The following is a 13,098-nucleotide window of genomic DNA, read 5'->3' on the forward strand; positions in this document are numbered from 1 at the left end:
CTGATTATTCATCCGGTTCGGCCACGCCATCGCCCCAGGGCGAGAAGGTTTCCGTCGTGCCGGAATTGACAGTGCCTTCGCGCATCACCCCGGCGGGGCAGGCGAAGGCGTAGGGGAAGGGGGTTCTCTGTGCGGTCATGACCGGCCCGGTTGCGGCGAGCGCATCGGTCACCGCGCCCGTCAACCGTTCATCGGCAACGGTCTGATCGCCGCCGGAAACGTCGATGCGCGGCGCTTCGATCGCGTCCTGCATGCTCATGCCGTAATCCATCAGGAAAGAGGCGATCTGGCCGACGGCGGGCATGATCTTGCGCCCGCCCGAGGCACCGAGGGCAAAGCGCTTTTCGCCCGCCTCGCCGATGACGGGGCAGACATTCATCAGGCAGCGTTTTCCGGGGCCGAGCGAATTGGGCCTGCCCGGTTCCGGGTCGAACCACATGATGCCGTTGTTGAGCAGCAGTCCGGTTGCAGGCGAGACCGTGCGCGAGCCGAAGATCGACAGCAGCGTCTGCGTCATCGCCACCATATTGCCGTTGCGGTCGACGATGGAAAAATGCGTGGTGCAGCCCGGCGCGCGCGGGCTTTCGTGGTCGCCCATGGTGGCGAGACGCTCGGCATAGGCATCGCGGTAAGCGGCGGCAATTGCTGTAAAGCTGGTTGCATCGGGCGCATACGCCGGCGTATAGACCTGCTGCCATTTTGCCATGGCGGCGGCCAGCGTCGGCCCGGCGGTCATTTCCGGCATGGCCCACAGATTGCCGGAACGATAGGGGATATTCAGCGGTTCCTGCCACTCCGCCCGGTAGGCGGCAAGATCGTCTGCCGTCAGGAAACCGCCCTTTTCGCTCACATCCTTCACGAGGGCGGCGGCGATGTCGCCACGGTAGAAATCTTCCGGTCCCGCATGGGCCAGATGTTCCAGCGTTTCAGCCATTTTAGACTGGTCAAGGCGAACGTCCGAAAGCGCCGTCCAGCCGAAAATCTTCGGCCACTGTCCGTCTTCCAGAAACAGCGCGGCCGCATCCGCGTCTTCAGCCAGATCGCGCGCCGATGACGCAATGATGAGTGCCGCATACCAGTCGATGAGCAGGCCCTCGCGGGCAAAGCCGATGGCCGGGCGGAGAAGGTCGGCCCAGCGCATCTTTCCGAAACGCCGGTGCATTTCGCCAGCACCTGCGACAGTGCCCGGAACCGCGACGGACGACGCCCCGGTGACGTTGCGGTCCTCGACCACCGCTTCCCACGGGAAAAGGTCGGAGGCCTTGCCGGTCCCGGCCAGCGGATAGAAGGCGGGATCGAGCGAGGCCGATGAGCGCATGCCGTAATTCAGCGCATAGGCCTTGCCCTCATCCGCACGCCACAGCATCATCGCTCCGCCGCCTGCGGGCCCGGACATCCATGGTTCAAGCACGCCGATTGCAAAGCTGACGGCGACGGCGGCATCGACCGCATCGCCGCCATCCGCCAGAACACGGACGCCCGCCTCGGCAGCGCGGACATGCTGGGCGGCGACCACGCCCTTGCCGTCAACGGTGACGCCCGGTTTGCGCACCGTCTGCGAGCGGGAGAATGAGCCGCTCATGCCAGCCCTCCGGCCAGAAGGTCGGGCGGCGGCAGTTTGGAAATATCCGGCACCTGCCAGGCCTTGCCCGGCTGCGCGGCCAGAAGTTTTTGCGTGTAGGGGTGTTTCGGCGCGCCGAAAACATCGTCCACGCTGCCGCGTTCGACGATCCTGCCCTGTTGCATGACAATCAGATTGTCGCAGATCTGGGCGGCAACCCGCAGGTCATGGGTGATGAACAGCACGGTCAGGCCCATCTTGTCGCGGATTTCCTTCAACAGCAGCAGCACTTCCTTCTGCACCGACACATCGAGCGCGGAAACCGCCTCGTCGGCAATCAGCACTTTCGGCTCCACCATCAGCGCGCGGGCAATGCAGATGCGCTGGCGCTGGCCGCCGGAAAACTGCGCCGGATAGCGGTTCAGCGCATCGGGTTCGAGCCGGACGATGCGCATCAGCTCACGCGCGCGCTCGTAGGCGACCGACCGGCGCACACCGAAATTGACCGGCCCCTCGACAAGCTGGTCGCCGATGGTGCGGCGGGGATTGAGCGATCCATAGGGGTCCTGAAAGACGATCTGGATTTCCTTGCGGTAGGGATGCAGCCCGCGCCGGGAATAGACGGCGATATTGTTGCCCCGGACCAGAACCGAACCGTCATCCGGGTCTTCCAGCCGGATCATGCATTTGACCAGCGTCGACTTGCCGGATCCGCTTTCGCCGACAATGCCCAGCGTCTCGCCCTCGCGGACGGAAAATTCGATGTCCTTGCAGGCATGAACCTCGCGTGCCGGCTTGAACATGGTTTTCTTCGTACGATAGGTTTTCTGAAGACCGGCGACCGTCAGCACCGGCGGTTTCTTGGCAAGGCCCCGGTCTTCTTCCGCCGCCCGGCGCGGGACGGCGTCGATCAGCTTGCGCGTATAGGGGTGGCGCGGGCGGTTCAGCACCTCTTCCGCCGGGCCCTGTTCGACGATGCGCCCGTGCTGCATGACGATCACCTTGTCGGCAATTTCGGCCACGACATCGAAATCATGGGTGACGAACATGATCCCGGCCGAATGTTTCTCGCGCAGCTCCTTGAAAAGATGGAGGATCTGCGCCTGTGTCGACAGGTCCAGCGCCGTTGTCGGCTCATCGGCGATCAGCAGGGCCGGGTCCAGCGCCAGCGCCATGGCGATGACGATGCGTTGGCGCTGACCGCCGGAAAGCTGGTGCGGATAGGAGGCATAGATGCGCTCCGGTTCCGGCAGCCGCACCTCCTCCAGAAGCCGGATCGTGCGGGCCTTGCGTTCGGCCGCGCCAAGGGCGGTGTGCTGCTCGAACATTTCCTCGATCTGGTTGCCGACGGTATAGCAGGGGTTGAGCGCACTCATCGGTTCCTGAAACACCATCGCCATGCGTTTGCCGCGCAGCCGGGCATGTTCGGCCGACGACAGTTTCAGCACGTCGCGGCCATCGAAGACGACTTCGCCGGCAGAAGGCTTCAGTGCTTTCGGCAAAAGCCCCATCGTCGTGAAGGACGTGATCGACTTGCCCGAGCCGCTCTCTCCGACAATGCAGACGATTTCGCGCGGGTGGATATCGAGTGTCAGATTTTCGACGGCGTGGGGGCGGTCGCTTCCCTCGGGAAGATCGATGGTCAGGTCGCGGATCGCCAGAATGGGATTACTCATCAGTTTCGGCCCTCCGGTGCGGTGACATCGCGAATGCCGTCACCCAGCATGTTGATCGACAGAACCAGCAGGAAAAGCGCGATGCCGGGAATGGTGATCATCCATGGTTCGAACAGCAGCATTTCCTTGCCTTCCGAAATCATCAGCCCCCAGGACGGCGTCGGCGGCTGAACCCCGAGCCCGAGAAAGCTGAGCGCGGCTTCCAGAATGATCGCATGCGCCATTTCCAGGGTGAAGATAACGATCAGGTGGTTCATCACATTCGGCAGAATGTCCTTCACCAGCATGCGCGGCAGCGAAGCGCCGAGGATTTCGGCTGCGGCGACATATTCGAGCTTGCGCACCTGCATGGTGGCCGAGCGCAGAACGACGGCAAAACGGTCCCACAGCAACAGGCCAAGCACCGAGACGACAACGACCAGAGAGCCGCCGAAAAGCGACACGACCGCCAGCGCCACCAGCACGACAGGCATGGCCAGCCGGACATTGATGAGGAAGGTCACGAAGAGATCGACCTTGCCGCCGAAGAACCCGGCGGTGACGCCCAGAACCGTGCCGATGATCGCCGAAATGGTCGCGGCAATCAGACCGATCATGAGCGAGATGCGGGCGCCATAGAGAAGCCGCGTCAGAAAATCCCGGCCCAGAGCGTCGGTTCCGAGAAGGTGTTTGGAGGTGCCGCCCAGAAAGACCGGCGGTTTCATGCGGGCCAGGAGGTCCTGCTTGTAGGGCGAGTAATCCGTCAGGAACGGCGCGAATATGGCGATCAGAGCGATGACAAGCATCGTTGCCAGACCGAAAAGCAGGCCCTTGTGCCGCAGCGCCCGGCGAAGCATTGCCTGACGCGGGCTGCGGGGTTTCCTGTTGACGGCGGGCGGGGCCTTGATGGCGTTGGCTTCAGTCATTTTGTTTTCGCCTCCGGTTTCAGCCGCCGACCCGCAGGCGGGGATCCATCCATGCATTCAGGATGTCGGCCAGGAAGGTGAAGGAAATATAGAACATCGAGAAAATCAGGATCAGCGCCTGCATCGTCGGCAGATCATTGCGCGAGATCGATTCCCAGGCGAGGAAGCCCGCGCCGTGCAGGGCGAAAATGCTTTCCACCACCACGGAACCGCCGAGCATGAACCCCATCTGCACCGCCGCCAGGCTGATGACCGGAATGACGGCGTTGCGCAGCGCATGCTTGAACAGCACCTTGCGAGTGGAAAGCCCCTTGGCGCGGGCCGTGCGGATATAGTCGGAGCTGAGAACCTCGAGCATGCCCGCCCGCGTCAGCCGCATGATGGCCGGCGTTGCGTAATAGCCGAGCACCACGGTCGGCAGGATGAAGTTCTGCCAGTGATCGGACCCCGAGGCGGGAACAAGCCCCAGCCGGATGGAAAAAATGACAATCAGGATGAGACCGAACCAGAAGGACGGGATCGCCTGACCGACTACAGAGATGAAAAGCGCTGCCCGGTCGACGAGCGAATTGGGTTTCACCGCCGCGGCAACGCCCATCGGGATTGCCAGAATAAGGGCAAAGCTGATGGCCAGGAAACCCAGCGTCATGGTGACATGCAGCCGGTCGGCGATCAGCTCGGTCACCGGCAGATTGAAATACCACGACTGTCCGAGATCGCCGGAGGCCGCCTTTGACAGCCAGTCCCAGTATTGCACGATCATCGGCCGGTCGAACCCGTATTGCTGGGTAATCATGGCGATGGTGTCGCTGTCGGCATTTTCCCCGGCAATGGCGATTGCCGGATCGCCGGCCATATAAAGCAGGCTGAAGCTGATGGCGGAAACGGTGAGCGCCACGGCGACCGCCAGCCCGAGCCGTTTCAGAACGAAAATATACATACCGTTTTCCCGACCGCTCGAAAAATGCGGGCAGAGCCCGGCCGGAAAGGCCGGGGTCCGCATGCTGTTTCCGTCAGATCAATTCCACGAGAAATCGTAGAAACGGACAAGCTCGTCGTCGGTGGGCTTGAAGCTCATGTCCGGGTCCATGACGTAATTCACATTGTAGGTGAACAGCGGAACCCAGTAGGCTTCGTCCACGATCTTCGTCAGCGCCTTTTTATAAAGATCGGTGCGCGCGGCCTTGTCGTTGGTGGAATCGCCTTCCTCAAGCCATTCGATCACTTCCGGGTCGCGGGCATCGTCCTGCGGCCCGCCGGTGAAGAACTCCGCCGTGCTTGCCGATGCGTCCGCCACCGAATTCGAACCCCAGGTCAGGAATGCCATCGGCACTTCGCCTTTCCGGTGAAGTTCGCGCAGGGCCGAATATTGCATGTAATTGAAATTGGTGCTGATGCCGACTTCGCTCAGGAAACCGGTAATCGCTTCGGCATAGGGCCTGTTCCGGTAGGCATAGAAATCGATCGTGAAGCCGTCGGGATAGCCGGCCTCGGCAAGCAGTTCCTTCGCCTTTTCCGGATCGTAATCATAGGTCGGCAGGTCCTGTGCGCAGGCAAACTGCGCCGGCGAGCAGGCACTGTCGATGACCGTGGACGAGCCCTTGACGAGAGCGTCGACGATCGCCTGACGGTCAATGGCGTGATAAATGGCCTGACGGACCTTGGTCTTGGTCATCGGGCCGTCCGGGTCAGCGCGCCCTGCGGCGTCCATGGTGATATAGCCGATCCGCATGGCCGGTGCGTTGACGACGTTGTAATTGCCGGTCGCGTCCAGCTTTTCGGCCTGATCGGCCGGCACGTTCCAGAGGAAATCCAGCGTGCCGTTGAAGAACTCGGCAATCTGGGTATTCACGTCGGGAATGGTGCGGATATCGACCGTCTCCACGCCCGGCTTGCCCTTCGGGCCGTCGTGATAGTCTTCGAATGCCTCGAGAACGAAATGCTTGCCGGGATCGACTTCGGTCACCTTGAACGGACCGGTGCCAACGGGCTTGAGTCCCATGCCACTCGGGCCGGCTTCGGCGTAATATTCATTGGGATACATTGCCAGCGGGCCGGAGAGATATTCCTCGGCTGCCGGGAACGGCGCCTTGGCAATGATGCGCACCGTATAGTCGTCAATCTTTTCGGCGTGGTCGATCCAGGCCGCGTTCGAGACGTTCTTGACGCCATTGTCGGGGTTGGTGATGTAGTCGATCGTGTAGACCACATCGTCGGCGTTGAAGGGCTCGCCATTGTGGAAGGTGACGCCTTCGCGCAGCTTGAATTCCAGCGTCACGTCATCGACCCATTCCCATTCGGTCGCGAGATTGCCCTCGTACTCGCCGGTTTCGGGATTGCGGTACAACAGACCGTCCCATACCGAATAATTCAGCAACAGGCCTTCACGCGCCGTGTTGAAATAGACATCGGCCGTCTCAAGCTCTTTTCCGAACGCCATGTTGACGGAATTGTCGTCCTTGCCGGCAAATGCGACAGATGAGGCCGTCAGGAAGACAGCCGTGCTCAAAAGCAGGGAAGAAAGTTTCATTGGTTTGTCCTCTGGTGGTCTGACTTTTTATTGTATTCAGTTCCGTTTTTTTGTATACAAATTGATGCACTGCACAATGTCAAACAGAAAATATCATGACCGCCAAATCGAAGACCGCATCGCGCATCTGCGCCGAAATCGAGCAACGCATCGCGATGGGACGCTATCAGGACGGCGAAAAACTCAATGAAGTCGCACTGGCAACCGAGCTGAATGTCTCCCGCACACCGCTGCGGGAAGCCTTCCAGATTCTCAATGCCAGTTTCCTCGTGGAGCTGATCCCCAATCGCGGCGCTTTCGTCCGCCGCCCGTCGATGGTCCGGCTGGTGGAAATGTTCGAGGTCATGGCCGAACTCGAGGCCTGGTGCGTGAAACTGGCCACCCGGCGGATCACGCCGGCGCAACGGCTTTTTCTGCGCGAGGCCGCCCAGGGGTGTGAAGAGGCCCTGAAGCAGGAAAGACCCGATCTTTATTACAAGGCCAATAACCGCCTTCACGGCATGTTTTACGAGGCCTCGGGCAACAGCGTGCTTGCCGAGGAAGCAGGCCGGATGCACCAGAGGCTGCGGCCGTTCCGCCGCCACCAGCTCGACGTCAAGGGCCGGCTTGCCAAGTCGATGCGCGAACATGCGGAAATTCTGGAAGCGATGGACAATGGCGACGCCGAACTTGCCGCCGAACGCATGCGCCGGCATATCAACACGCTGGGCGCGACCTATGACGAATATATTTCGACGCTCGAAGCAATGTCGCAGGCCGGAACCGGCGACTGAAGCCCCGTAGAGCTCAGTCGCCGAGGCCCTCGGCATCAGCCGTCCTTGTAGTAGTAGCTGTAACCGTTCAGCGCCGGGGCGCCGCCGAGATGGGCATAGAGCACCTTGGAACCTTCCGGGAAGAAACCCTTCTTCGTCAGGTCGATCAGGCCCTGCATCGACTTGCCCTCGTAGACCGGGTCGGTCATCATCGCTTCCGTGCGCGCGGCAAGACGGATGGCTTCATTGGTTTCCTCGGAAGGAACGCCGTAGGCCGGATAGGCATAATCCTCGTTGATCACGATCTCATCGTCGCGCACCGTGCGGCCAAGGCCGACAAGCTCCGCCGTATTGTCAACGATCGAGCGCACTTGGGCGCGGGTCTGTTCGGGTGTGGCTGAACCGTCGATGCCGATCACCCGGTCGGCGCGGTCCTGGGCGGCAAAGCCGACGATCATGCCGCCCTGTGTCGAGCCGGTGACCACGCAGACGACGATATAGTCGAACTTGAAGCCCAACTCCTTTTCCTGCTCGGCCACTTCCTCGGCAAAGCCGATATAGCCGAGCGCGCCGTATTTGTGCACCGATGCGCCGGCGGGAATCGCGTAGGGCTTGCCGCCGGCATCCTTGACCGACTGGATGGCGTTTTCCCAGCTCTGGCGGATGCCGATATCGAAACCGTCATCGACCAGGCGCGAATCCGCTCCCATCAGCCGCGTCATCAGGATATTGCCGACACGGTCATAGACCGCATCATAATGGGGAACCCATTTTTCCTGCACCACCACGCATTTCATGCCGATCTTGGCGGCGGTCGCGGCGACCATACGCGTGTGGTTGGACTGTACGCCGCCGATCGAGACCAGCGTATCGGCGCCCTCGGCAATCGCATCGGGCACGATATATTCAAGCTTGCGCAGCTTGTTGCCGCCCATGGCAAGACCGGAATTGCAGTCCTCCCGCTTGGCATAGATGTCGACCTTGCCGCCCAGCGCCTCGGTCAGACGCGGCAGATGCTCGATCGGCGTCGGACCGAAAGTCAGCGGATAACGTTCGAATTTTTCCAGCAATGACATGAAATTCTCCAGCAGATGAAACTGGCTGGATAGTAGAGATCGAATTGTGAAATGTACTCTCGAATTTCAGCAAAAATAATGATTATATATCGGCAAAAGAAAACAAATTTATCCGATATATCCATAAAAAATGGTCATTATGAAAGATTCCACCACTGCCGATCTGGATCGCATCGATCTGAAAATTCTGCGCATCCTGCAAAGCGAGGGCCGCCTGACCAATGCCGAACTTGCAGAGCGCGTCAATGTCAGTGCGGCCACCTGTCACCGCCGGGTGCAGAGGCTTTTTGACGAACATTACATCAAGGGTTTCAGAGCCCAGATCGCACCCGAAAAGGTCCGGCTCGGCGCGCTGGTCATGGTCGGCGTCGTGCTGGACCGTTCCACGCCGCAGAGTTTCGCGACCTTCGAGGACGCGGTTCGCAAGGTGAAGGCCGTTCTCGACTGCAACCTCGTTGCCGGTGATTTCGACTATCTTCTCAAGGTGCGCGTGCGCGATATGGCGGATTTCAACAGGCTGCACGGCGAAAAGCTGATCGCCTTGCCCGGCGTGCGGCAGACGCGAACTTTCTTTGTAATGAAGGAAGTCATCGATAACGCCCCGCTGGAGTTCTGAACCGCCGGCAGCGCCTGTCTGTTCAGGCGGGCTTCATCACCCGGTGCCTTGCCAGCAGAGCAGCAAGACCGATCATGACGATAACGGAGGCGGCGACCGGCACGGCCGCATAGCCGAACCCCACGCCGATGACAGCGCCGCCGACGGCGGCCCCCACGGCATTGCCGAAATTGAAGGCGGCGATATTCATCGACGCGGCGAGGCTCGGCGCATCGGCGGCGGCATGCATGGCGCGCAGCTGCAGCGCCGGCGTGCAGGTGAAGGCCGCGATCGCCCAGGCCATGAAGCCGATGATGACGGTGACGGTCGACCCCGTCGTCAGCGGAATGGCAAGCGTTGTGAGCGCCAGGGCAGCGAGCGCCAGGGCGGCGCCTCTTTCCAGCGACCAGTCGGCCAGCCTGCCGCCAACCCAGTTGCCGAAGGTCAGCCCCATTCCGATCAGCATCAGCGTCAGTATGACGAAGGGACCGGAAGCGCCGGCAAGGTTCTGGAGGATGGGCGTGACATAGGTATAGACGGCAAAGAAGCCACCGGCGAACAGAACGGTGCTGGCAAGGGTCATCAGCACTTGCGGACGGATCAGGATGGCCAGTTCACGTTTCGCATCCGGCCGTTTTGCCGGCTCGCCCTGCGGTATCGCCAACGCAAGCGCGGCAAGGGCGATGATGCCGAGGATGACGGTGACGACGAATGCCATCCGCCAGCCGATGGTCTCGCCCATCCACGCAGATGCAGGCACGCCACCGATATTGGCGATGCTGAGCCCCATGAACATGGTCGCAAGGGCGCTGGCGCGCCGCTCGGGCGCCACCACGCTTGTGGCGGCAACCGCGCCGAAGCCGAAAAACGCACCCTGGCACAGGCTGGTGATAATCCGACCGGCCATCAGCGACCAGTATTCCGGCGCTATCGCGGAAATCAGATTGCCGACAATATAGATCGCCATCGTCGCCAGAAGCGCACGCCGCTGGCCGAAGCGCGCCAGAAACAGCGTGATGAACGGCGCGCTGATCATCACGCCGACGGCATAGGCCGTGACCAGCTGACCTGCCGCCGGAATGGACACGTCAATGCCGGCGGCAATCGACGGCAGCATGCCCATGGGCGCGAATTCCGTGGTGCCGATGGCGAATGCGCCAAGCCCGATGGCGAGCAGCGTGAGGCCGGGCGAACCGGCGGGTTTCACTTGCGTCATAATTTCCCGCTCCGTGCGGTCTTGCCCTTCAGTGATGGGAGATCAGCAGCCGGAAAGGCATACGCGCGCGACCGGACAGATACAGGACTGTCGGAATATCGGGGAGAGATCAGTCGGCAGGAAGCTGCTTATCATCAAGTTCTGAACGGCTATATAGGCGGCATTGCCCGGCGGCAACAGAGCGGTATGCCGACAAGCACTCATGAGCTGTGCTCATAACACCGCGATGCACGCACTCGGCCCATTTCCCAGAGCAGTCTCCATTGCCCGTTTGGCATCTCGCACTGCAGCATGTTTTCGCCTATTTTTTTAACATGACTAAAAAAACGGCTTGACAGATGCCTACTGAATTCATTGAATTGAAGTATTACTAAAAAGGAACAGCGATGACGCCTCCAATGGATGAACCTCAGAGTTCTTCCCCTTCCGCCACTCCGCTCGGGGAAAAGCTGCGCCAGCGCCGCAAGGCGATGAAGCTCACCCTGCAGCAGGTCGCCGACGAGGCAGGCTTTACCGCCGGCTTCATCTCACAGATCGAACGCGGCATTACCGTGCCGTCGCTGACGTCGCTGGTGTCCGTCTGCCGTGTTCTTGATGCCGACATCGGCAGCTTTCTCAGCCAGCCGAAGAACGCCACGCCGATCACGCGTCACAGCGACCGCCGGATCTATGGCCTTTCGGGCGATGACGAAAACGCCGTGCGTTACGAACGGCTGTCGGCATCCTTTCCCGGCAATGTGCTCAGAAGCACGATCATTCATGAACCTCCGGGCTATCGCAGCGAGCCGATGGCGCACGAGGGCGAAGAGATTTTCTACATCATTTCCGGTGCGCTGACGATCGAGATCGAAGGCACGCACACGATTCTTGAGGCGGGGGATACCGCGCATTTTCCCTCCACCATGACGCATACGACCTGGAATCACACCACCGGGAACACCGTCATCTTTCACACCTGCACCATGGATGTTTTCGGCGACGGCGACGATCCGGACGCAGGCGACAGAAACCTGATCATCACACGCGCCGCCAAAAGGGCCGACAGTGCCAACGGCTGACAGCCATTCCGCAACAAGGGGAACGACGATATGAAATTCAAAAGGCATCTTTTCGCTGCCGGTCTCATCGCCGCAACGGCCATGGCCACACCTGTCTTTGCCGAGACCGTGCTGCGCCTGGATGAATCGCCGACCGGCGAGCTCGACCCCGCCAAGGCATCGGACTATGCCGACAGCATCCTGATGTACAATCTCTACGACACGCTGGTGATCCCGAACGAAGGACAGCCGGGCTTTCAGCCGTTCCTCGCAACGGACTGGACGGTCAGCGATGACGGCAAGACCTATACATTCAAGCTCCGCGACGACGTCACGTTTCAAAGCGGCAATCCGCTGACCGCAGACGATATCGTCTTTTCGCTCGATCGCATGAAAGCCATCGGGCAGGGGCTCTCCTATCTGTTCGATGTTGTCGACAGTGCTTCTGCAACCGACCCGCAAACGGTGGTCTTCACCCTGAAACAAGCGAACGCGCCTTTCGTCTCAACGCTGGTGCGCCTGCCGATCCTCGACGAAAAGACGGTGCTGGAACAGCTGGACGGCGGCAACGGCACGGATGACATGGGCGACTGGGGCCAGGCCTGGCTTTCGGAACACACCGCCGGATCGGGCGCCTACGCGCTGACATCGCATAATCCGCAGGAAGAGACCGAAATGGTCAAGAACCCGGATTATTTCCTCAGCGTGCCGGCTGCCGCGCCGGACAGGGTGCGTTTCCGCTATGGTCTGGAAGCGGCCACCGTGCGCACGCTGATTGCGCAGGGCGAGCATGACATTTCATCTCAGTGGCTTCCCCCGGAAGTGCTGAAATCGCTGGCGGACGATGGCGCGCAGCTTCTGCAGGAAAAAGGGACGACCGAGTTTTACATCAAGATGAACACGGCCAAGGCACCGTTTGATGACCCGGAATGCCGTCTCGCCATGGCCTATGCCTTCGATTACGACACCGGCGTCAAGATGGTTTCGATCACCGATGAAGTCTCGCAGGGTTCCCCCTCGACCGGTGCGCTGCCGGTCGGCATGATGGGTGCGCTCGGCGATGATCACGTGATGAAACAGGACCTGGAAAAGGCCAAGGAACATCTGGCGGCCTGCCAATATCCCGCATCCGACATCAATGTCGATCTGTCATGGATCGGTGAAGTGCCGCTTGAGGAGCGCTTTGCGCTGCTGATGCAGGCCAATCTTTCGCAGATCGGCGTCAAATCCACCATCCGCAAGGTTCCGTGGGCGCTGTTCACCGAGCAGGTGACCAAGCCTGAAAACACGCCGGATATCTCGCAGGTGTTCGTCAACACGATCACGGGCGATCCCGATACGCTTCTTTATCCGATGTATGCCTCCTCGGCTGAGGGAACCTGGATGTCGCCGGAGCACTTGAACGATCCCAAGGTCGACGACATGCTTGAAACCGGCCGTGTCGAAAGCGATCCGGAAAAACGGACGGCGATCTACAAGGAACTGAACGAATATCTCGTCTCCATCGCGCCGACCATCTACGCGCAGGACCAGACGCCGGTATTCGCCGCGTCCGACCGTGTTTCCGTGCCGGCCCTGTCGGATCCTTCCAGGGCTTATGCCCTTGCCGGTTTCGGTTTCAATTTCCGCATGATGGAAATGAAAGACGCGCAGTAAGCATTTCACCTGACAAATGTCCCGCCGGCGGGTGCGCCCCGGCGGGACCCGGCCTCCACGCACCGTTCCGGTTTGTGGAGGCCGAAACAAGCAC

11 protein-coding genes are annotated in these 13,098 nt (G+C 60.6%); 4 read left to right on the forward strand and 7 right to left on the reverse strand.

The window, feature by feature from the left end; all coding sequences use genetic code 11:
* Nucleotides 1-4: 4 nt before the first annotated feature.
* The 5 genes from ABID12_RS13620 to ABID12_RS13640 all read right to left on the reverse strand — a co-directional run bounded on the left by ABID12_RS13620 (nt 5) and on the right by ABID12_RS13640 (nt 6,672).
* A complete protein-coding gene (locus tag ABID12_RS13620) occupies nt 5-1,582 on the reverse strand; it encodes a gamma-glutamyltransferase family protein (protein ID WP_354434666.1) in 1,578 nt (525 codons plus the stop codon).
* On the reverse strand, nt 1,579-3,237 hold the full coding sequence (locus ABID12_RS13625; protein ID WP_354434667.1) for an ABC transporter ATP-binding protein: 1,659 nt from the start codon (nt 3,235-3,237) through the stop codon (nt 1,579-1,581). Before ABID12_RS13625 ends, ABID12_RS13620 begins: the two co-directional genes overlap by 4 nt.
* Nucleotides 3,237-4,142, reverse strand: a complete 906-nt coding sequence (locus ABID12_RS13630; RefSeq protein WP_354434668.1) for an ABC transporter permease — start codon at nt 4,140-4,142, stop codon at nt 3,237-3,239. The genes ABID12_RS13625 and ABID12_RS13630 overlap by 1 nt, the downstream gene beginning before the upstream one ends.
* Nucleotides 4,143-4,161: 19 nt before the next feature.
* Nucleotides 4,162-5,082 carry an ABC transporter permease gene (locus tag ABID12_RS13635; protein WP_354434669.1) on the reverse strand — a complete coding sequence of 307 codons (921 nt, stop codon included), beginning with the start codon at nt 5,080-5,082 and terminating at the stop codon, nt 4,162-4,164.
* Between the two features lie 78 nt (nt 5,083-5,160).
* The gene (locus ABID12_RS13640; RefSeq protein ID WP_354434670.1) at nt 5,161-6,672 is read right to left on the reverse strand and encodes an ABC transporter substrate-binding protein; all 1,512 of its coding nucleotides are present in this window, start codon (nt 6,670-6,672) and stop codon (nt 5,161-5,163) included.
* A gap of 95 nt (nt 6,673-6,767) precedes the next feature.
* Here ABID12_RS13640 and ABID12_RS13645 point away from each other — a divergent pair, with 95 nt between their 5' ends.
* Entirely contained in the window at nt 6,768-7,445 is a 678-nt protein-coding gene (locus ABID12_RS13645; protein WP_354434671.1) for a GntR family transcriptional regulator, read from the forward strand.
* Between the two features lie 35 nt (nt 7,446-7,480).
* Here ABID12_RS13645 and ABID12_RS13650 read toward each other — a convergent pair whose 3' ends face one another.
* Entirely contained in the window at nt 7,481-8,500 is a 1,020-nt protein-coding gene (locus tag ABID12_RS13650; RefSeq protein WP_354434672.1) for a 1-aminocyclopropane-1-carboxylate deaminase, read from the reverse strand.
* 139 nt (nt 8,501-8,639) lie between these two features.
* On the opposite strand from ABID12_RS13650, the gene ABID12_RS13655 reads away from it, so the two are divergent.
* Entirely contained in the window at nt 8,640-9,116 is a 477-nt protein-coding gene (locus ABID12_RS13655) for an Lrp/AsnC family transcriptional regulator (RefSeq protein WP_319520638.1), read from the forward strand.
* Between the two features lie 22 nt (nt 9,117-9,138).
* Here the strand turns inward: ABID12_RS13655 and ABID12_RS13660 are convergent, their stop codons facing one another.
* Nucleotides 9,139-10,311 carry an MFS transporter gene (locus tag ABID12_RS13660; protein ID WP_354434673.1) on the reverse strand — a complete coding sequence of 391 codons (1,173 nt, stop codon included), beginning with the start codon at nt 10,309-10,311 and terminating at the stop codon, nt 9,139-9,141.
* A 386-nt stretch (nt 10,312-10,697) separates the two neighbouring features.
* Between ABID12_RS13660 and ABID12_RS13665 the strand changes: the two genes are divergently transcribed.
* The gene (locus ABID12_RS13665) at nt 10,698-11,369 is read left to right on the forward strand and encodes a helix-turn-helix domain-containing protein (RefSeq protein ID WP_354434674.1); all 672 of its coding nucleotides are present in this window, start codon (nt 10,698-10,700) and stop codon (nt 11,367-11,369) included.
* A gap of 30 nt (nt 11,370-11,399) precedes the next feature.
* On the forward strand, nt 11,400-13,004 hold the full coding sequence (locus tag ABID12_RS13670) for an ABC transporter substrate-binding protein (protein ID WP_354434675.1): 1,605 nt from the start codon (nt 11,400-11,402) through the stop codon (nt 13,002-13,004).
* Nucleotides 13,005-13,098: the final 94 nt, after the last annotated feature.

Source organism: Martelella mangrovi (assembly GCF_040545495.1).
Lineage (GTDB): Bacteria > Pseudomonadota > Alphaproteobacteria > Rhizobiales > Rhizobiaceae > Martelella > Martelella mangrovi.

Bases quoted from the DNA above. Each gene is read 5' to 3' on its own strand.
- ABID12_RS13620 (WP_354434666.1), bottom strand. From the start codon at position 1,582: ATGAGCGGCTCATTCTCCCGCTCGCAGACGGTGCGCAAACCGGGCGTC.
- ABID12_RS13625 (WP_354434667.1), bottom strand. From the start codon at position 3,237: ATGAGTAATCCCATTCTGGCGATCCGCGACCTGACCATCGATCTTCCC.
- ABID12_RS13630 (WP_354434668.1), bottom strand. From the start codon at position 4,142: ATGACTGAAGCCAACGCCATCAAGGCCCCGCCCGCCGTCAACAGGAAA.
- ABID12_RS13635 (WP_354434669.1), bottom strand. From the start codon at position 5,082: ATGTATATTTTCGTTCTGAAACGGCTCGGGCTGGCGGTCGCCGTGGCG.
- ABID12_RS13640 (WP_354434670.1), bottom strand. From the start codon at position 6,672: ATGAAACTTTCTTCCCTGCTTTTGAGCACGGCTGTCTTCCTGACGGCC.
- ABID12_RS13645 (WP_354434671.1), top strand. From the start codon at position 6,768: ATGACCGCCAAATCGAAGACCGCATCGCGCATCTGCGCCGAAATCGAG.
- ABID12_RS13650 (WP_354434672.1), bottom strand. From the start codon at position 8,500: ATGTCATTGCTGGAAAAATTCGAACGTTATCCGCTGACTTTCGGTCCG.
- ABID12_RS13655 (WP_319520638.1), top strand. From the start codon at position 8,640: ATGAAAGATTCCACCACTGCCGATCTGGATCGCATCGATCTGAAAATT.
- ABID12_RS13660 (WP_354434673.1), bottom strand. From the start codon at position 10,311: ATGACGCAAGTGAAACCCGCCGGTTCGCCCGGCCTCACGCTGCTCGCC.
- ABID12_RS13665 (WP_354434674.1), top strand. From the start codon at position 10,698: ATGACGCCTCCAATGGATGAACCTCAGAGTTCTTCCCCTTCCGCCACT.
- ABID12_RS13670 (WP_354434675.1), top strand. From the start codon at position 11,400: ATGAAATTCAAAAGGCATCTTTTCGCTGCCGGTCTCATCGCCGCAACG.